This window comes from Sulfurospirillum diekertiae, assembly GCF_002162315.1.
Classification (GTDB): domain Bacteria; phylum Campylobacterota; class Campylobacteria; order Campylobacterales; family Sulfurospirillaceae; genus Sulfurospirillum.
The window spans coordinates 2694087-2712539 of sequence record NZ_CP021416.1; the positions used below are offsets into that span (position 1 = coordinate 2694087).

General features: G+C 40.2%; 18 protein-coding genes. 10 read left to right on the top strand and 8 right to left on the bottom strand.

The features are described 5' to 3' along the window. The first annotated feature begins 67 nt into the window (after nt 1-67). Nucleotides 68-1966 (top strand): methyl-accepting chemotaxis protein, encoded by a 1899-nt coding sequence (locus tag Sdiek1_RS13800; protein WP_087439631.1) that lies wholly within the window; start codon nt 68-70, stop codon nt 1964-1966. Nucleotides 1967-2014: 48 nt separating this feature from the next. Here the strand turns inward: Sdiek1_RS13800 and Sdiek1_RS13805 are convergent, their stop codons facing one another. The 7 genes from Sdiek1_RS13805 to Sdiek1_RS13835 all read right to left on the bottom strand — a co-directional run bounded on the left by Sdiek1_RS13805 (nt 2015) and on the right by Sdiek1_RS13835 (nt 8767). Then, entirely contained in the window at nt 2015-3109 is a 1095-nt protein-coding gene (locus Sdiek1_RS13805; protein ID WP_087439632.1) for an ABC transporter permease, read from the bottom strand. After that, complete coding sequence (locus Sdiek1_RS13810) at nt 3106-4197, bottom strand: ABC transporter permease (protein ID WP_087439633.1); 1092 nt, start codon at nt 4195-4197, stop codon at nt 3106-3108. The genes Sdiek1_RS13805 and Sdiek1_RS13810 overlap by 4 nt, the downstream gene beginning before the upstream one ends. Beyond that, complete coding sequence (locus tag Sdiek1_RS13815; protein ID WP_087439634.1) at nt 4187-5899, bottom strand: ATP-binding cassette domain-containing protein; 1713 nt, start codon at nt 5897-5899, stop codon at nt 4187-4189. Before Sdiek1_RS13815 ends, Sdiek1_RS13810 begins: the two co-directional genes overlap by 11 nt. A 2-nt stretch (nt 5900-5901) precedes the next feature. Continuing rightward, nucleotides 5902-6882, bottom strand: a complete 981-nt coding sequence (locus Sdiek1_RS13820) for an HlyD family secretion protein (RefSeq protein ID WP_087439635.1) — start codon at nt 6880-6882, stop codon at nt 5902-5904. Between the two features lie 2 nt (nt 6883-6884). After that, a complete protein-coding gene (locus tag Sdiek1_RS13825; protein WP_087439636.1) occupies nt 6885-7571 on the bottom strand; it encodes a CerR family C-terminal domain-containing protein in 687 nt (228 codons plus the stop codon). A 141-nt stretch (nt 7572-7712) separates the two neighbouring features. After that, on the bottom strand, nt 7713-8468 hold the full coding sequence (locus Sdiek1_RS13830; protein WP_087439637.1) for a nitroreductase family protein: 756 nt from the start codon (nt 8466-8468) through the stop codon (nt 7713-7715). Between the two features lie 8 nt (nt 8469-8476). Then, complete coding sequence (locus Sdiek1_RS13835; RefSeq protein WP_087439638.1) at nt 8477-8767, bottom strand: putative quinol monooxygenase; 291 nt, start codon at nt 8765-8767, stop codon at nt 8477-8479. Between the two features lie 154 nt (nt 8768-8921). Between Sdiek1_RS13835 and Sdiek1_RS13840 the strand changes: the two genes are divergently transcribed. The 8 genes from Sdiek1_RS13840 to Sdiek1_RS13875 all read left to right on the top strand — a co-directional run bounded on the left by Sdiek1_RS13840 (nt 8922) and on the right by Sdiek1_RS13875 (nt 16373). After that, nucleotides 8922-9662, top strand: coding sequence for a sulfite exporter TauE/SafE family protein (locus Sdiek1_RS13840; RefSeq protein ID WP_161492054.1), 741 nt, complete (start codon nt 8922-8924; stop codon nt 9660-9662). Nucleotides 9663-9914: 252 nt separating this feature from the next. Beyond that, entirely contained in the window at nt 9915-10211 is a 297-nt protein-coding gene (locus tag Sdiek1_RS13845) for a c-type cytochrome (RefSeq protein ID WP_087439640.1), read from the top strand. A gap of 97 nt (nt 10212-10308) precedes the next feature. Continuing rightward, nucleotides 10309-11586, top strand: coding sequence for a TolC family protein (locus Sdiek1_RS13850; RefSeq protein ID WP_087439641.1), 1278 nt, complete (start codon nt 10309-10311; stop codon nt 11584-11586). Next, on the top strand, nt 11583-12731 hold the full coding sequence (locus Sdiek1_RS13855) for an efflux RND transporter periplasmic adaptor subunit (protein ID WP_087439642.1): 1149 nt from the start codon (nt 11583-11585) through the stop codon (nt 12729-12731). The genes Sdiek1_RS13850 and Sdiek1_RS13855 overlap by 4 nt, the downstream gene beginning before the upstream one ends. Further along, nucleotides 12728-13864 (top strand): ABC transporter permease, encoded by a 1137-nt coding sequence (locus tag Sdiek1_RS13860; protein ID WP_087439643.1) that lies wholly within the window; start codon nt 12728-12730, stop codon nt 13862-13864. The genes Sdiek1_RS13855 and Sdiek1_RS13860 overlap by 4 nt, the downstream gene beginning before the upstream one ends. A 1-nt stretch (nt 13865) precedes the next feature. Next, on the top strand, nt 13866-14567 hold the full coding sequence (locus tag Sdiek1_RS13865; RefSeq protein ID WP_087439644.1) for an ABC transporter ATP-binding protein: 702 nt from the start codon (nt 13866-13868) through the stop codon (nt 14565-14567). Nucleotides 14568-14659: 92 nt separating this feature from the next. Next, on the top strand, nt 14660-15760 hold the full coding sequence (locus Sdiek1_RS13870) for a GTP pyrophosphokinase (RefSeq protein WP_087439645.1): 1101 nt from the start codon (nt 14660-14662) through the stop codon (nt 15758-15760). A 10-nt stretch (nt 15761-15770) separates the two neighbouring features. Next, nucleotides 15771-16373, top strand: coding sequence for a pentapeptide repeat-containing protein (locus Sdiek1_RS13875; protein WP_087439646.1), 603 nt, complete (start codon nt 15771-15773; stop codon nt 16371-16373). Between the two features lie 45 nt (nt 16374-16418). On the opposite strand, the gene Sdiek1_RS13880 is transcribed toward Sdiek1_RS13875, so the two are convergent. Then, nucleotides 16419-17642: a hypothetical protein gene (locus tag Sdiek1_RS13880; RefSeq protein WP_087439647.1), complete on the bottom strand. Its 1224-nt coding sequence runs from the start codon at nt 17640-17642 to the stop codon at nt 16419-16421. Between the two features lie 138 nt (nt 17643-17780). Between Sdiek1_RS13880 and Sdiek1_RS13885 the strand changes: the two genes are divergently transcribed. After that, nucleotides 17781-18386 carry a tRNA-uridine aminocarboxypropyltransferase gene (locus tag Sdiek1_RS13885; RefSeq protein ID WP_238099030.1) on the top strand — a complete coding sequence of 202 codons (606 nt, stop codon included), beginning with the start codon at nt 17781-17783 and terminating at the stop codon, nt 18384-18386. Nucleotides 18387-18453 lie beyond the last annotated feature (67 nt).

Consider the following 18453-nt stretch of genomic DNA (forward strand, 5'->3'; position numbering starts at 1 on the left):
GTTTGGTAATTTCCACTCAGTATCATTGCATGAAAAATTGCACGATTGAGTCAAATAAAGGAACAATATGCATCTCGGATTTAAGCAAAAAATCATTGTATCAGCAGGCCTATTTTTAGGAGCATCTCTCTTTATTTTTGGAATGTTAAGTTTTATCAATCTTAAACAAGACCTACGGCAAGAGATAGAACAGACGCAATTAGCCAAAGCACATGCGTTAAAACTGGAGATTGATTCGTGGTTTGATGCTCAAAAACTCGTCCTAGAGACAACCGCGGAAGACATTGCCCACTTGCCAGAATTTACAGATGTTACGATGAAACCTTATCTCCAAACAGCGTTTAAAAAGACTAAAGCTGCCGTAGCATACATGGGTGTAGAAGAGAGTGGTTTGATGATCTACAGTGACCAAACGAAACAAAAAGAGGGGTACGACCCTAGAAAACGACCGTGGTACATCAAGGCAAAAGCGGAAGGAAAATCTGTCGTCACCGATGTTTACACCGATGCCACCACAGGACAACCCACCATTTCTATCGCCACGCCTGTATTTGTGAATGGTGTATTCACAGGTGTTGTTTCCAATGATGTTTATTTAACCCAAGTGATTGAGAAAATTAATGCAAAAAAATTTGAAGGTGGTTATGCCTTTGCAACCGATGCTATGGGGAAAAGAAATGTTCATCCTGATCCAAAATTAATTGGGAAAGTGCTGTATGACGCCAATGAGTCGCTTAAGCATCTTGAGCTTCTTGTCAAAAATAACCCTGAAGGCATTTATGACTATCAAGCAAGCGACGGAAAAGATAAAGTATTAGTTTTCAATAAGCTAGAAAATAGCTGGATTATTTTTGTGACCATAGACAAAGACGTTGCTTTCAAAGCTATCGATCACATGTTCATCACGTTAACTATCTCTGGAAATATCCTGCTTGGTCTTTCACTGATTCTGTTGTGGTTCATTCTCAATGCGCAGTTTAAGCCTCTGGAGAGACTCAATGATGTCATCAAAAACCTTTCTAGCAATGATGGTGATTTGACACAACGCCTTACGATACATTCAAGAGATGAGTTAGGCAAGATGAGTCAAAACATCAATCTCTTCATCGATAAAATTCATACCATCATTACAACGGCAAAAACAAACAGTGCGGAAAATGCTTCCGTGGCACATGAACTCTCTATCTCTGCGATTGATGTGGGTAAACGTGCTGAAGAAGAGGCGCTTATCGTGACTAAAACCACCACAGAAGCGACTTCATTAAAAGCCTATTTGAGAGAATCTAGGCATAGTGCAGAAAGCTCTAAAAATGAATTACATGAGGTCACACAAAGCCTTAAAAGAGTCGAAGAAAATGTCTCTAACCTCTCAAGTCTTCTTCAAAATACCGCCCACAACGAAATCGAACTTGCGAACAAACTCACTCTTGTGAGTGATAATACCAATGAAGTGAAAAACGTCCTTAATGTCATCAATGACATCGCCGATCAAACCAATCTCCTCGCACTCAATGCCGCCATTGAAGCAGCAAGGGCAGGAGAACATGGAAGAGGATTTGCAGTCGTTGCGGATGAAGTACGCAAACTAGCTGAGCGTACGCAAAAATCCTTGGTCGAGATCAATGCGACCATCAATGTTGTCACACAATCCATCAATGGTGTCAGTGTTGAGATGAATACCAACTCTGAAAATATCACTAAAATCTCTGGCATTTCCATCAATGTCCAGTCCAATGTTTCAGAAGTGGCAACCGTTCTCTCACGTACCATCACCAACACGCAAAAAACCGTTCAAGACTATATCGATACATCCAATCAGATTGATGCCATTACCAAAGATATCGAAGCAATTAGTACATTGACCCATACCAATACACGTAGTGTCGAAGAGATCGCGGGAGCGAGTGAGCACCTTCATGAACTCACGGAAACACTCAATCATGAATTGTCGAAGTTTAAATCGTAGTTTTTTTAGGGGCAACCAAGTAGTTGCCCACACACGATTTATATATACTTAACGCGATTTCCGTCTAAAAAATACCATAGCTACACTCATAGAAATAATGCCTAATCCAAACATAGGCGCAATCAGTGGCCATGCAACGCTCCATGTGATATTTTTTAAGAAAACCCCTTTGATCAGAATAAGGTAGTATTTAAGGGGAATAAACTCGGTCAGCGGTTGAAGCCATAAAGGCATATTTTCCACAGGTGTCGCGAAGCCTGAGAGTAACAACGAGGGAAGTAAAAAGACAAATGCCCCTAAAATAGCTTGCTGTTGAGTATTGCAGATTGCCGAGATAAACAAACCGACTCCTGATATGGAAAATAAAAAGACAACCACACTGGCATAAAGAATGGCTAAAGAGCCCATAAGTGGGACACCAAAAAAATAAATGGCAGACAGTAAGATTAAGGTTGATTCAAAAATGCTGATCACTAAGGCAGGGATGAGTTTACCTAAAAGAATTTCAAAAGGGCGCAACGGTGAGACCAAGATCTGATCAAATGTGCCAAGTTCTCGCTCTCTGGCAATGGAAAGCGATGTTAAAAGCATGGCAACCACCATCGTGATGGAGCCAAAAAGGTTAGGGACAATCCACCAAAAATTGCTAATATTGGGATTGTATAAAAATCGAGTGTTGATCGTGACATTGAGTGTTACATGTGATTGGGCGAGAAAAAATGTCTGCACAATGCTACTGATGTAACCCTCCGCGATTTGTGCTGTATTGGAACGCCTACCATCTAACAATAACTGCACCGTTGCTTTTTCATTTTGAATTTGTTTGCTAAAGCTTTGAGGTATGACAAGAACTGCTAAAACTTTTTGGGTATTGAGAAGTTCTGCCACGTCATGCTCACTCTTAATCTGCACAAGGTTTTTAATGTACGAAGAGCCTTTAAAGTCTTGAATCAGAGCTTGACTTGCCTGTGAGCCATCGTGATCAAACACCGCTAAATCAATATTTTTTACCTCCAATGTCGCGGCAAAAGAAAATATTAACACTTGTATTAAAGGTGGTACGATCACCACAAAAAGACTTTTTTTGTCATTTTTTATGGCTAACGCTTCTTTACGAATGAGGGCCCATAACCGTGTAATCATTCCAATCCCTTTTTACTTTTCTTGACAACCAGTAAGAAAAAGAAAAGCCCGACAAGAAACATACACACCATGTCTTTGATAAAAATAGAAGGTATATCTCCCACAAGAAAAATTGTCTGCAAGGACTCAACAAAATAACGCGCAGGAATGATGTGTGTAAAAATTTGCAACCAGTAAGGCATATTGTTGATCTCAAATAAAAAACCCGATAATAAAAATGCCGGTAGATAGCCTGCAACGATTGAAACTTGTGCAGCAACAAATTGGTTTTTTGCAACCGTGGAAATCAGTAAGCCAATGCTAAGCGAAGGAAAAAGGTAAAAAGCACTTAAAAGAAATAAGATCCAGATACTGCCTTCAAAAGGAATCTCATACCAAAAATAAGCCACACCAAAACAGAGCACCATCGAGCCCATACCTAAACAAAAATACGGTATTAATTTGCCAAGTATAATCTCCATCATCGAAGCGGGTGTTGCCATCAATGCTTCCATCGTACCTCGTTCCCACTCACGCGCGATCACCAAAGCCGTCAGCAAAGTACCGATCAATGTCATGATAACCGCGATGGAGCCTGGAAGTAAAAAATAACGACTCGAAAGTGGCGGATTGAACCAATAGCGTGGAATAACACTAATACCTGTTGAGGGCATTATTCCTTCTTGTACCGCCCATTTTTGGATAATCTTCGAAGCATAATTTTGAATTAAACCTCCTGTGTTAGGCTCTGTCGCATCGATTAAAAGTTGTATCGCGTAGGTATTGTTTTTTCCGAAATTGCCAGAGACTTCCATCACGCCCTTAAGATGGCCATCTTGAAGCGATTGGATTAATTTTTGTTTATCATACTGTATTGATGTGTCGAAAAAAGGCGATCCAACAAAAGAAGTTACTAGTTCATGAGCCTCTTTCGTATTACTTTTAGGAAATATTCCCAAAGGAATATGTTTCGCATCTAATGAAACAGCATATCCCATCAAAAAAAGTAAAATAAGGGGCAAAATAACGGCAATTAAAATGGCACTTGGATCACGTATGATTTGAAGGCTTTCTTTGATCAAAAGGGCAACAAGACGTTTACTTTTCATCTATAAGCCTTTGATCATATGCTTGTATCAAATGAATAAAAGCCTCTTCCATCGTCGCATCCAAAGAGACAAGATGTTTAAGCTCATCGGGTGTTCCCGAAGCAATGGCTTTGCCTTTATAAATCAACATAATCCGATCACAATACTCCGCTTCATCCATAAAATGCGTGCTCACCATTACAGAAACACCTTTTTTGACAATGCCGTTGATGTGTGTCCAAAACTCTTTGCGAGTGATGGGATCAACTCCGCTGGTCGGTTCATCTAAGAACAGAACCAAAGGCTCATGCATTAAGGCACACGAAAGCGCTAAACGCTGTTTAATGCCTAGAGGTAAGAGATCTGCTTGGGTTTGAAGATGCGGTTTGAATTCAAATGTTTGAATGATATCTTTTATTTTTTGCGCGCATTTTTGACCAGATAAGCCATACACGCCTGCAAAAAAATCTAAGTTATCTTGAACACTTAAACTCCCGTATAATGAAAATTTTTGTGCCATATAGCCTATATGTGTTCGCGCATTTGCCCCAGCAACATACAGGTCTTCACCCATCACTTTCGCAGTACCTTGTGTTGGAATAAGCAATCCGCAAAGCATTTTAAAAGTGGTTGATTTTCCAGCACCATTAGGTCCTAAAAAGCCAAATATTTCCCCTCGTCCAATTTCAAAATCAATACGATCTGTTGCTGTAAAATTACCAAATTTTTTGGTTAAATTCTTGGCTTCTATCAGAAGTGAATGGCTCATTGGAGTCGTAGCCATTTTTGTGGCTAAGAGTGATTCAGGTTCGGTTTTAACTCCCAATAAACGGACAAAAGCATCTTCAAAGGTGGGATCACACACCACCGCTTTTGCTTTGGCATCATAGGCATATAACGCATCAAAGGGGAAAGAGGCATTTTCTTTCAGGTTAACGCGTATCGCTTCACCCACTAACACTGCGTCCATGACGTCTTCTAAATGCAACAACGCCGTTAAGAGTGCTCGCTTATCACTGCTTATGTTTTCAATACGGTACACATAGCCAATCAACGGCGCTTTCATAATTGTAGGCGTGCCTTGGTACAAGGCATTACCTTCATTGAGCAATATCACAGAATCACATTTATCGGCTTCATCTAAATACGATGTTCCCCACAAAACTGCAATATCTTCTTTCAGAAGACTCTGAATCATTTCCCAAAGATTTTTACGCGAGATTGGGTCAACTCCAACACCTGGTTCATCTAACAGTAATAGTTTTGGTTTTTTAATCAACGCGCAGGCTAGACCTAGTTTTTGCTTCATCCCGCCTGAAAGTGCTCCTGCCTTACGTGTATAAAAAGCCGAAAGATCGGTAAAATCTAAGAGCTCTTTGATGCGTTTTTTAGGTTCTTCAACGTCTTGCAAAGTCGCATAAAGTCGCATATTTTCTGCGACACTCAAGTCTTCATATAAACCAAATTTTTGAGGCATATAACCAATTTGCTGTAAAAAGTCACTTTGAGAACAAGGCATGGTCGTACCTAAAATTTCCAACGATCCACTACTGGATTTTAGCAGCCCTGCTAAGATACGAATCAGTGTTGTTTTTCCAGCACCATCAGGCCCCACCAGTCCTGTAATCTTTCCACTCTCGATATTAAAATTTAACGCATCGAAAGCTGGTTTCTGACTATTTGCAAATGTTTTAGAGAGGTTTTGAGCCGTTACAATCGTCATGGTTACTGATCTTTTTGACATGTAATCGTAACAGGCATTCCTTGTTTGAGATGTGAATCAGGCTCTGCAATAATGACGCGAAAACGATACACAAGATCGGGACGAAGCTGTGTTGTTTCAATATTTTTAGGGGTAAACTCCGCAACAGGAGAGATAAATCCAATGTGACCTTCATACGGTTTTTTGCGTGAGTCAACATACACAAGCATCTTTTCACCTTGCGTGATTGAGCCAAGGTCTGGTTCATCAACATAAGCTTGAACCCAATATTCATCTTCTAACGCGATTTGTAAGATACTCTGCCCAGCAGACACAATCGAAGAAGGCTCTTTGTGACGAGCAAGGATAGTTCCTTTGGTTGGTGCATAAATCGTCGCATCTTTAATGTCATATTCAAGGCTTTTGGCTTTAGCTTCAAGTGCCAATACTTTGGCTTTTTGCACCTCAACATCTTCTACTTGATACCCACTTTGAAGGAGTGCATAATTGCTCTTTGCTTTATCGTATGTGGCTTTTGCTTTATCGTATTGTGTCTTTGCTGCGATATAGTCTTGCTCTGTTGTAGCATCCAAATCAAACAGTTTTTTTTGTCTATTATAGATATCTTGTACCCCCAAAAATGCTGCATAGCTTTCTTGCACACTGGCTTGTGCTTGAGCAATATCTTCTGTACGATACCCTTTCATCAGCCTCTTTAGCGTTGCCTTTTCAGCTATGATTTGCGCATTGATATTTTCCAATTCATACCGCAATAATGTAGTATCTAGCGTAACAAGCATTTCGCCTTTTTCGATAGACTGACCTTCATCTTTTGCAATTGTTTCGATCTTGCCAAGAAAACGAAACGCCAGATCTTGTGTACGATTTTCGATATTTCCATAAAAATGTAGTGTCTTATCCAATACTTTGACATAGTTCTGATAATAGTACCATCCACCACTTCCTAAAAGTGCCAATGCAATCACTATTGCTATCTTCTTCATCGCTATTTCCTTTGTCTGCTCAACTCTTGTAAGACATACTCTGTATTTTCTAAAATTGTACGAATAATAATTTCCATGTTTGTATCCACATCTTCCCCTAAAAAAGGGATACGCTGTGAAATGGTACTTTGTTGAACACTAAATACGATGATCGAGCCAAGAAGGGCATGAGTGCGTGCTTTTACTTCGATGGTAGCGCTATCTTGGTGCATGATATGTGCCACCAAGCTATCTAATGTATTCAGCATTGGCTCAAGTCCCTTGGTATAGAGAAGCTCAAAACCATTGGAAGGTGTCATCTGCTCACGTATTAAAATACGATGCAGATAATTATTGGTTTTCAGTTTACCAAGCATCGTTCGAGCCAATGTTTCGATAAGATATTTTACCCACATTATATAAAATGCATCAGAAGGTATTGATGTTTTGAGCGCTGTTTCATAGGCAAGTGTAAACGCACTGTATTTTTCAGCCATGAGTTCTGTAATATTGGTCACAACAGCAAGATATAATGCTTCTTTACTTCCATAATAATAGTGAATTGAAGCAATATTGACCCCTGCTTCTTTGGCAAGCTCTCGGATAGAAACATCTTCTGGAGAACGCTCTCCAAAAAGACGATAAGCCGTTTCTAAGATCTTTGCTTTGGATTGGTTGATTGTTTTTGCTTTGCTAGGAATCTTGAACACTGTCTTCCTTTATGAAATATATGAGTCAAATGCTATCACAAAACAGATGTTTATGTCAAACGTTTGTTTTAATTTTAATAGTGACTCTTTACATGTAAAAGAAGAGAAAAGGAATGCCTTGGCATTCCTCTGTTTGAAAGGCTATTCGTCCTTAAACGCAAACCCTTGTGCCATTAAAACTTTGCCTGTCTTTCGGTAGTAAATACTCGAATACGCATTTGAGGTAATCTCTGCGTAAGTAGGCATTGAACCGCTTCCTGTCGCATCTCTGAAAGCTTTAAAGGTCTTATTATATTCCAATACCCCTTTTTTCACTTTTTCACTATCGTAGGTATCTTGCATTGCGAAGCTCTCGAGTGCAACACGTGGTTTCAAAGGAGCATTTTTGGCTTCTTTGGTTGGAACACCGATGGTACACCCTACCGCTAAGAACGTTTTGGGAGGAAGGTTGAAAAGTTTTATCATCGTGTCAGAATTTTCACGCACCGCACCGATAGATGTTGTGCCATACCCCAAAGCTTCAGCAGCCACTTGAAGCTGAATAAGCATAATCCCCGCATCCACAGCTCCCACCATAATGCCCTCCGCACTCTGCTCGATGACGTGTTTTTTTCCCATGCTCTCGGTAATGATGTTTGTACGATTGAAGTCAATAACAATGCCCACAAACACGTCCGCAGTGGCAATATGCGCTTGATGGTTGCACAACTCGGAAATCTGTTTGAGTTTGGCTTTATCGCGTGTGTAAACGAGGCTTATTTGTTGCGCATTGATGGAAGTTGGTGCGCGTTGCGCTGTTTTAAAGATAAGCTCTAAGTGCTCATCGTTGATCACTTCACCCGTGAATTGACGGATGGATTTTCGATTTTGCAGTTGTTTGATTGTTGGATTTTCCATAGTGTCTCCTATAAGATTTTTTCCAATTTTTGGAGCGTTATGCTCTTTAGTTTATCACCCATAAATGCTTTATACACTTTATAGTGCTCTTTTTCCATATGTGCCGCCAAAAGCGCTTCGCTCCCCCACGTCTCAATAAAAACATAGGTATTTTCTTTTTCGATGTCTTGATGAACATCATACTGCAAACAGCCCTTATCGTCTTGATGGGTTGCTTTATGCAACGTGGTTAACGCCTCCAAAACACCTTCACGTGAGTCTTTCAATACAAGGGTTGCGATTAAAACGATTTTTTTCATCTGCTCTCTTTTTTAAGTTATCTGCAAAGTATAGAAGTTATGCACTTAAAATACTCTTACGATACTTTTGGAATGTAAGAGAAAAATAGCATTTCACCTTTACATGTAAACCTCATCTACTTTGTTATAATGTCGTATCGACGTAAAGGAGACGGTGGAAGTGTTGATAGAATGGTATATTTTTGCTGTCTTTATCCTTTCAAGCTTTTTACAAACCACGACTGGATTTGGCTATGCGATCATAACAGCGCCGCTTTTAGCCCTTGTGTTAGACCCCAAAGATACGGTGATGATCACCATGCTCACCGGTCTTATCATACGACTGATGATGATGAAAACAACGCATCATGACGGTAGTTTCAAAGCGATCTCACCTTTTCTGATCACGAGTATTTTAGGGGCAATGATTGGGGCGTATTGTCTGCGTGTCATCAATGTGGATCTGCTGAAACTCTTTATGGGCGGAATCTTACTTATTTTTACATTCCTTTTGTGGAAAAACTATCACGTCACGATTCGTCATCATACCTTTGCAAAAGCCATTGCAGGCGGATTAAGTGGTTTTTTGGCGACGACCACGAGTATCAATGGGCCACCGATTATTTTATATTATCTCAACGCCAAAGCAGAAGAACATGCACGTGTTCTCAGAGGAAATCTGACGCGGTATTTTTTACTGATCAATCTCGTGTCTATCATTTTGTCGTACATGGCAGGCACCCTCAAAGTAAAAGAACTCTGGGTCATCTTGCTTTTTTCTATTCCGGCATTGGCTATAGGATTTTATCTGGGGGAAAAGTTGTTTCACCGTATTAATGCGGAGATTTTCAAAAAAATAGCATTGTGCATGGTTGTGGTGAGCAGTGTCGTGCTGATCTTTAAAGCAGTCAGCTAAAGAAGCCCTAGATAACTAGGACTTCTTCGCTTTTTTTTTCTTCGCGTTTCTCTTTGAGCGACTTCTCGGGTTTCTTCTTGACTTCTTTTTTCATATCTTTACTTTTTGCCATGGTCTCTCCTTTTTGAAGTTGGTTACTACGCATTTATTGTACAAAGGTTATGCTTAATTTGGATCAATATTGATATTCGTCAAGGACATAATTTTCTATTTATTATATATTTTTAAAAATTCATTCCAAAAGGGAAAATCGTGAAAAAAATTCTTTTAAGTTTACTCATTGCCTCTGTTTCAACTTTATTTGCAGCCGATGGTGCTGAAATTTATAAGGCGAAGTGCTTCTCTTGTCATGGGGAAAAAGCAGCTAAGGTAGCATTGAACAAGTCTCAAATTATTGCAGGCTGGGATGCAGACAAAATCATTGCCTCTGTCAATGGTTATAAAAATGGCGAAGGTGGCGCAATGAAAGGCGTTATGAAACCTATCGCTGTGGGATTAAATGACGATGATTTAAAAGCAGTTGCAGCGACCATCGCTTCTTACAAATAGTCACACGTACCGATAACGCTCACACTTGCAAAATTGATACGAATCAAGTAAAGACTCACGTGGACATAGTACAATACGTTACCGTATAGGAGCGCTTATGATGACACTACTGCGAACTGTTATTTTAATTTTTTTGGCACTGCAAACACTTTTTGCGAAAACACTTTCACTGCAAGAAGCCATTGACGCCACGCTTATATCGCATCCCGATGCCAAACTCGCACTGTATCAATTAGATTCGGCACGCGAAAGTATCGGTATAGCACAAGCCGCTACGTATCCCGAGCTAAGTCTTAATGCAGAATATTATCCCACAAAAACGCTCGTTTCGCAAAATAGTGGCAGTTTTGTAACCAGAGATCATTTTTCAACACATGTCGATGTGACACTGACCTATACCTTGTGGGATTTTGGTCGAACACAAAAACGCATTGATGCGGCACAGCAAGATGCAGAGTCTGCTTTAGCACTGAATGAAAATGCCAAAGCATTGCTGGGCGAAAGAGTCTGGCAAGCGTACTATTCACTCGCATACCTTCAACGCGTCAGCACAGCTAATGCCCTCTCGCTTGCCTTTTACCAAGCACTGTACGATCAATCGCGTCAAATGAAACATGTGGGATTGAAAACGGAAGCCGATAGCGAACGCTTTTATGCTTCGTTACTGGACGCTAAAGATTTACTGGAAACCAGTCGCAATGAGGAGCGTAAATTTACCCATTTGCTGAGCATGCTCACCGGTTTTTCGGAACAGGACATTAGCATTGAAGATGATTTTACAGCACTCTCACACACCACGTTACCTTCTTTTCCTGATGCACAATGGCGACACATGCTCAAAGAACATAACGCTGAGCTTGAAGCATTGGGCGCTAAAATAAAACAAAGTCACGCCTTATACGAATCATCGAAAGCAGAACACTATGGCACCATCCTCTCCGCAGGTTCGCTAGGAAGTGATACCTCCATCTCCTCTTATTCAAGCAATCAAATTGGCATTAAGGCCTCTATCCCTCTCGTAACAGGTGGTAGGATTTCCCATCAAATCGAAAAAGATAGAGTCAGTATTTTAATGGCAGAAGAAGCATTGCGAGCGCGTGAATTAACCCTTTGGCAAGAGTTGTATGAAGCCATTTTAGATACAAAGCGCTTGGATGCGACCATTCAAGCCAAACAGATGGCAGCACTCGCACTTGCCAAGACCGTTGCCATTACCAAAGGGCGTTACAAAGAGGGGTTAGCCACCTACATTGAAGTGCTTGAAGCCCAACGCGCCTATGACAATGCTTTGATTGCGCAAAGTGCTGCTATGTTGCAAAAAATAGCCTCTTTAGCCCATATTAAAAGACTCATTCCCAAAGGAGCTTCCCTATGAACAGGGCGTCTGTTATGAAAAATACATTGATTTTAGTGGTGGTGATGGCCATTGGAAGCTTTTTTTATTTCAAAGTGTATCTGCCGAAGATCACATTTGCTTCGATCTCGCCTATTTTCCAAGATGTCAATGAAACCGCTTTTGGAGTCGGAACGATTGAAGCGAAAGAGATGATCGTGTTAGCGCCTAAAACAACAACAAAAGTGCTCTCCCTTTTTGCCGATCAAGGCGAAATAGTTGTGAAAGGAAAGATTCTTGCGGTGATGGATCCTTCTGATCTGCTTGCATCCAAGGAAGAAGCCTTGATGGCGATGAAAAAAAGCCAGATGTCGCTTCTTTCCCAACAAAGTCTCCTGAAAGATTTGGAAGCCAAATATCATTTAGCACACACGACACTGACACGCTATCAGCATCTCATTTCGGAAGGTTTTGTGGCACAAGCGGAGTTAGATACGGCATTTTCCGTAGAACAAAGTGCCAAAGCTCAAGTGGAAAATGCAACGTGGCAAGTGAACCTTATGCAGGCCGATATCGCACGAAATGAAGCTCTTGTGAAAAGCAACAACGCCAAAATTGAGGATCTTACGTTAAAAGCTCCTGAGAATATGGTGGTTCTTTCTCGTGATGCCGAAGTGGGAAGCACCGTTCTTTCGGGCTCACCTGTCTTTCGACTGATCAATCCAAACTCCATTTGGGTTAAAATCTATATCAATGAACGACAAAGTGGAACTTTACATGTAGGAGCGTCTGCGTCTATTACATTGCGTTCACATCCTTCCACGCCTTATCATGGACATATCGCTCGAATTGGTTTGGAAAGCGATCGAACCACAGAGGAGCGAGAGGTCAACATTGCGTTTGATCAGCCACAACACCCTCTTTACGTGGGCGAACGTGCGGAAGCGACGATTGCGCTGGCACATCACACCCATGTCTTAACCCTTCCGCTCTTAGCGCTTGCAACACACAAAGGTGAAAAAGGCGTTTGGCTCGGCAATGAAGGTCATGCACATTTTAAACCACTGAGCTTTCAGTCCATCAGCGCCGATGGTCTCATCATCATAAAAAATGGCGTAACGGAGAAGGATACGATCCTTTTACCAGCAGGACGTGACATAACGGAAGGTATGCGGATTAAATTATGATCAGTTTAGCACAAAGAGACATCGCCCATTCTCTGGGTAAATTTCTCACAACATCGATGGGCATTGGGATGCTTTTAGGCGTTGTTTTAATTATGATTGGTGTCTATCGGGGATTGGTGGATGATGCCAATATTTTGCTCAAAGACACCCACGCCAATTTATGGATTGTGCAACAAGACACCCTAGGCCCTTTTGCGGAAAATTCGCGCCTGCATGAAGACATCAAGTACCAAATCAAAGCCTTTGAAGGCGTGAAAGATGTCTCAGCCCTCACCTTTCAAAACCTTCAACTTTACCGTAACAATCAGCCGATTAGGGTTTTTGCGATGGGGTACGATATTGGCTCCTTTTACACGCCCCATCATCTCGTAGAAGGAAGACCGATTCTTGCGAATCATTTTGAAATGATTGTCGATAAAAAAACGGGATTTAAATTGCATGATGAAATTTTGATTGGAAGAGATATGTTTAACGTCGTCGGCATTACGAAAGACGCTGTCTCTTCCAGTGGCGATTTGATGGTCTATTTTTCGCTTCCCGATGCACAAAAACTTCAATTTTTATCGAGCAATGAGCAAATTCGCAATGACCGTGCCAGAGGCACTAAAGCAACCGATACAACAACCATCAACGCGATCATCGCGACGGTGGAAGAAGGGGCGGATCTTAAAGCAATCGGGCAAGAAATCGAACGATGGAAACACGTTAAGGTCTTTACCCAAGAGGAACAATCCTCGCTCTTAACCAAAAATCTCATCGAACGTTCCGCCAAACAGATCGGTATGTTTACGGTGATTTTATTGCTCGTCGCTTCCGTGATTATCTCACTCATTATTTACACCATGACCATGGGCAAACTCAAGGAAATCGCCATTTTAAAACTCATCGGTGCTTCGAATGGGGTGATTATAAAAATGATTGTGCAACAGTCCGTGCTTTTAGGCATCTTATCGTTTATAGCAGGCAATCTCTTCTCACACAGTTTAATGGACTTATTTCCCAAACGCACTATTTTGATGAGCGCTGATGCGTTCAGTCTTTTGGAAATTGTCATCATCGTGAGTATCCTCGGTTCGCTTTTTGGCGTGCGTTCAGCACTCAAAATTGACCCCGCTAGCGCCATTGGAGGGTAATATGAAGCCATCGCATCAAAGTGTCATTAAAGTAGAGCAGCTTGCAAAAACCTATGGAAAAGGTGAAAATGCTGTCATGGCCATTAAAGCGTGCTCGTTTGAAATTTTCAAAGGCGAAACCGTTGCGCTTTTGGGCCCTAGTGGTTCGGGAAAAACAACGCTCATCACCATGATAGGGTGCATCACCGAACCAACACAGGGGAAGTTGTATCTGGATGGGGAACTGATTTTTGATCAACACTGGTGCATCAGCGACACACGGAAATTACGCCGTCAAAAGATCGGCTTTATCTTTCAGTCGCACAATCTCATCCCTTTTTTAAACGTCGAAGAGAACATAACACTCGTTCCGCTGATGAATAAAACCAACCCCAAAGAAGCGACTCAAAAAGCGAAAGAGTTGTTGGAGTATTTGGGTGTGGGGAACAAACTCACCGCGATGCCCTCACAACTTTCAGGCGGACAAAGTCAACGCGTGGCCATCGCAAGATCGCTCGCCAATAATCCAAAAATCATTTTAGCCGATGAACCAACAGCTGCATTGGATGGAGAACGTGCCCTTTCGGTGATGCAGTTACTTAAAAAACTTGCTACCGAACAAGAGGTTGCTATCTTGGTCGTCACGCATGATGAACGGATGATTCCGTTATTTGATCGAATTATTCGTGTGAATGATGGGGTTGTGAGCGAAGAGCTAAAATAAATATTTTGCCTTAAAAAGGTACCAAACTATGCGCATGATCTTAAGCTCCTATACTATAAAATAATTTTATCGATCATAGACAAGGAGTCCTTTTGGAAAATAACAAACATCATCTCATCGCCGAATATGAAAAAGAGCTCAAGCAATATGAGAACTTTAGTGACAAAATGGATATTTTACTCAAAGAACTCCTTGAGCAAGAGAAAATTTCGTACCACTCCATTGAAAACAGGGTCAAAGAAAAAAGCAGTTTAGCCAAAAAAATTGACGGGAAAAACAAATACCAAGACCTCAGCGAAATCACCGATATTGTGGGCTGTCGCATCATCAGCTACTTTGAAATTGATGTGGAAAAGATTGTCAATCTGATTTTTAAAGAGTTCAAAATTGACGAGGTCAACTCCATTGATAAAAAGAAAATCTTAGATCCTGATCGCTTTGGCTACCTCTCCTACCACATCATCTGCTCGATCAACGATGAAAGAGCACAACTCAGAGAGTATAAAAACTACAAAAATCTCAAATTTGAAATTCAAGTGCGAACCATTTTGCAACACGCATGGGCAGAGATAGAACATGACATCGGTTATAAGTCCAACATCGCCGTTCCAAGAGAGTTTCGCCGAAAATTCTCACGTATCGCCAGCATTCTTGAAATTGCCGATGATGAATTTAGCAGGCTCAAACTTGACATCCATAACTACGTTGAAACCATCTCCAAACAAGGGTTTGAGAACATTGACATTAACGCTGAAAGCCTCAAACTTTTCATCGAGCAATCGTATGATCTCGAAGAGATAGAAGCCTATATCATCGAAAAATTAGAACTCAAATCGGTTGCTTTTTCAGAGCAAATGCAATCGGCGAATATCAGCCTTTTTTTAAATATTATCAACACCTTTACGACCTTTAAAGAGATATTGGAGATTCAAAATTCCCTTCAAAAACACAAAGAGCTCATCAAAAAATTCATCGTCAAATGGGCACACGCCAGAGGCAAATTGCTGGAGCGATTTCGTGAAAATTTCGAGCAAAAAGATGGTTTTATCATCGGTTACGCTTTGATGATCGAGTTTTTAGAAACCAACCACAAGGAAGGGCTCGGAGCCTTTTTCCCAAGCCTTTCTATCCCTGAGAAAAATGAAGCGGTAGCATTGGCAGTGCATATTTACAAAGAAATCACAAGCAACTAAGCTGTCAAGGATGACTTCTTTATCTATCACGGACAAAATGGACGTATTTGCAGAGAATTTCACAGGGGTAAATCTGTGCAAACAAAAAATCACCAAAGCGGAATTTGACGACTGCACCTTTGTCTCCTGCGATTTTAGTGAAACCTTTTTCTCATCGTGCAGATTTATAGGGTGTCGTTTTGAAAACTGCAATCTAAGCCTTATGAAACTCACCGACACTAAACTAAACGCTGTTAACTTCTCCTCGTGCAAAATGATCGGGATTGATTGGACGATGGCAAACTGGGAGAGTCTTCTCTCTATCGAGCCCCTCCAGTTTCGAGACTGTCTTCTGGGTGACAGCAATTTTTTTGGCTTAACCTTGAACAAAGTGGTGATGAGTGAATGCCGTATCACCGAAGCTGACTTTCGAAATGCAAAACTCGAAAAATCAGACTTTCGAGGCTCTGACCTCAAAGGTACGCTCTTTGGCAACACCCATCTGGAATACGCCAATTTCACAGATGCAAGTAACACGACGATCGATCTGCGCACCAACCACCTCAAAGGAGCTATTTTTAGCCGATTTGAGGCGCTTTCTTTGCTTGAATTAATGGGAATTGTGTTGGTGTGATTGAGGGCTAAAAATCTTTACATGTAAAGGTTTGGATTAAAAATTTTACTTTTTTTCAAAAATAGATGGATATAAATCATTGATAAAAGCGATATGTCCTTTTTGAGAAATTAGTTTATCTATAACAAAAGAATCTAGTGCGCTATATGCCATTCCCATTCCTTTATAGCCACTCATCTCCTCTAGTGGTGAAATTATTTCACCGACTAGCCATCTTATAGTTTTTCCTACTTTAGAATTAGCCAAAGAAGCAATCTTGTTGCGATAATTATTTAGTTCATTTCTTATTTCTTGCTCATCTTTGAAATCTATAGTTTTTAGCCATTCCCTAAAAGCTTTACATTCAGAACTTTTTTGAATTTCTAATAACTTATGTACATCAACCTTAGCATAATCGTGGGATGTAGTGAATTTTGGGAAATCTTTAATTTCAAAAATTCTTCTTATTTGAGTTTCTTGTTTTTTAGGGGAGTGGTGTTCTTCTATAAAGTTTAACTTATCTTCAAATAAAGAAATTTCGTTCCCCATAAATCCTGAAAGAGCATTATGAAAACTCATCTCTTCAATTTTCATATTTAAAGCTCCTATACCAAGAAGTGCTCTCTCGATAATTTTATGAGAATCTTCTTTGCTTAAATGATATAAGCTTTCTAAATTACTTTCGACTAAAAAATCATCTTCATTTATTTGATGAATGCGAATACTCACATCATCTGATATATTTGTAATTTGAAACATCTGGAATAAAACTTTATTAATATGCCTCATTACTAAATCTTTCCGATGCACTTCTGATTTCATTTGCTCTATTGAAATACTTCCAAATTTTTCAGGTAAATGAGTTAAATTATCAATAACTGCATGTTTAAGTTTTATTTTTTGTTTTGTCGAAATACTTTCAATATCATCGGTAATTTTTAAACAACTACTAATATATTCCTTTTCGTCGGCAGATTGTAATGTAGAAAAAGAAAATGAGCCAAGTGGCAAAACATTTTTCCCTTGATGTGTTCGAATAAATGATTGTCCAATTTGAGCAATCGTATTTGCAGAAGCTTGAATTTTTAACACATCAGAATTAAGTAGCTCCATTAAACCTTCATATCCAAAATAATTGATTAAATATGGTATTTCTTTTAACCTAATGGAATCCAATATATGCGTATCAAACAAAAGAATTCTCTGTAAGAATAAATCGAAATCAAACTTGATCGTATCTTGGTCAATTATTTGTGAACTCCGACCAATAAGTCTATTTTGTAAACTCATATAAAGCCTTCCCTCCTAATCTTTATCATCTTCCTTCCATATTTTAGTATAATCCCAATTATTTTAAGGCAGGCGATGCAGACGATTTACGGTGATAGAGCGAAATGTTACAACTGTTACAGACCCAAAAGCTCGTGCATGTGTAGCCACATCCGCCCCATTGCGACACAGACAAAATTCATCGTCTTAATACACCCCAAAGAGTTTAAAAAAACCAAAAATGGTACGGGGCACTTGACGCATCTATCCTTACCCAACTCTGAGCTTTTTATGGGTATCGACTTTAGTGACAATGCGCGCATCAAAGAGATTATCGCAACATATGAGAGTTTTATACTCTATCCTTCAAAGCATGCCATCAACCTCAGTCATGCAAATCCTCTGGCTGAAAAAGCTTTACATGTAAAGAAGCCCATGGCTATTTTTCTTATTGATTCGACATGGGCATGTTCACTCAAAATGATGCGTGAGAGTAAGAATTTACATGGACTTTCTCACATTAGTTTTGACTCTACGAAACGTTCAGAATTTAAGATCAAAGAGCAACCCCTAGAGTATTGCCTCTCGACCATTGAGTCAACGCTTACAGTCTTGGAACTCCTGAACCAGTGGCAGATCGAAACGATAGCGCAAGAAAAATTAGAAATGTTTCTCACTCCTTTTCACGCGATGATCGACTATCAATTGCATTGCATACAAAATCCTCTGCATCAAGCCGTGAGATTCAAACCTAAAAAATCCTAACTGCGCTATAATTTTTAAAAAATAGAAGGATATTTTTTGCGCAAAATTATTCCCTTTTTGATGCTTT

Bases quoted from the DNA above. Each gene is read 5' to 3' on its own strand.
- Sdiek1_RS13805 (WP_087439632.1), bottom strand. From the start codon at position 3,109: ATGATTACACGGTTATGGGCCCTCATTCGTAAAGAAGCGTTAGCCATA.
- Sdiek1_RS13865 (WP_087439644.1), top strand. From the start codon at position 13,866: ATGAAGCCATCGCATCAAAGTGTCATTAAAGTAGAGCAGCTTGCAAAA.
- Sdiek1_RS13835 (WP_087439638.1), bottom strand. From the start codon at position 8,767: ATGAAAAAAATCGTTTTAATCGCAACCCTTGTATTGAAAGACTCACGT.
- Sdiek1_RS13800 (WP_087439631.1), top strand. From the start codon at position 68: ATGCATCTCGGATTTAAGCAAAAAATCATTGTATCAGCAGGCCTATTT.
- Sdiek1_RS13885 (WP_238099030.1), top strand. From the start codon at position 17,781: ATGTGTAGCCACATCCGCCCCATTGCGACACAGACAAAATTCATCGTC.
- Sdiek1_RS13820 (WP_087439635.1), bottom strand. From the start codon at position 6,882: ATGAAGAAGATAGCAATAGTGATTGCATTGGCACTTTTAGGAAGTGGT.
- Sdiek1_RS13830 (WP_087439637.1), bottom strand. From the start codon at position 8,468: ATGGAAAATCCAACAATCAAACAACTGCAAAATCGAAAATCCATCCGT.
- Sdiek1_RS13855 (WP_087439642.1), top strand. From the start codon at position 11,583: ATGAACAGGGCGTCTGTTATGAAAAATACATTGATTTTAGTGGTGGTG.
- Sdiek1_RS13860 (WP_087439643.1), top strand. From the start codon at position 12,728: ATGATCAGTTTAGCACAAAGAGACATCGCCCATTCTCTGGGTAAATTT.
- Sdiek1_RS13810 (WP_087439633.1), bottom strand. From the start codon at position 4,197: ATGAAAAGTAAACGTCTTGTTGCCCTTTTGATCAAAGAAAGCCTTCAA.
- Sdiek1_RS13875 (WP_087439646.1), top strand. From the start codon at position 15,771: ATGACTTCTTTATCTATCACGGACAAAATGGACGTATTTGCAGAGAAT.
- Sdiek1_RS13850 (WP_087439641.1), top strand. From the start codon at position 10,309: ATGATGACACTACTGCGAACTGTTATTTTAATTTTTTTGGCACTGCAA.
- Sdiek1_RS13880 (WP_087439647.1), bottom strand. From the start codon at position 17,642: ATGAGTTTACAAAATAGACTTATTGGTCGGAGTTCACAAATAATTGAC.
- Sdiek1_RS13815 (WP_087439634.1), bottom strand. From the start codon at position 5,899: ATGACGATTGTAACGGCTCAAAACCTCTCTAAAACATTTGCAAATAGT.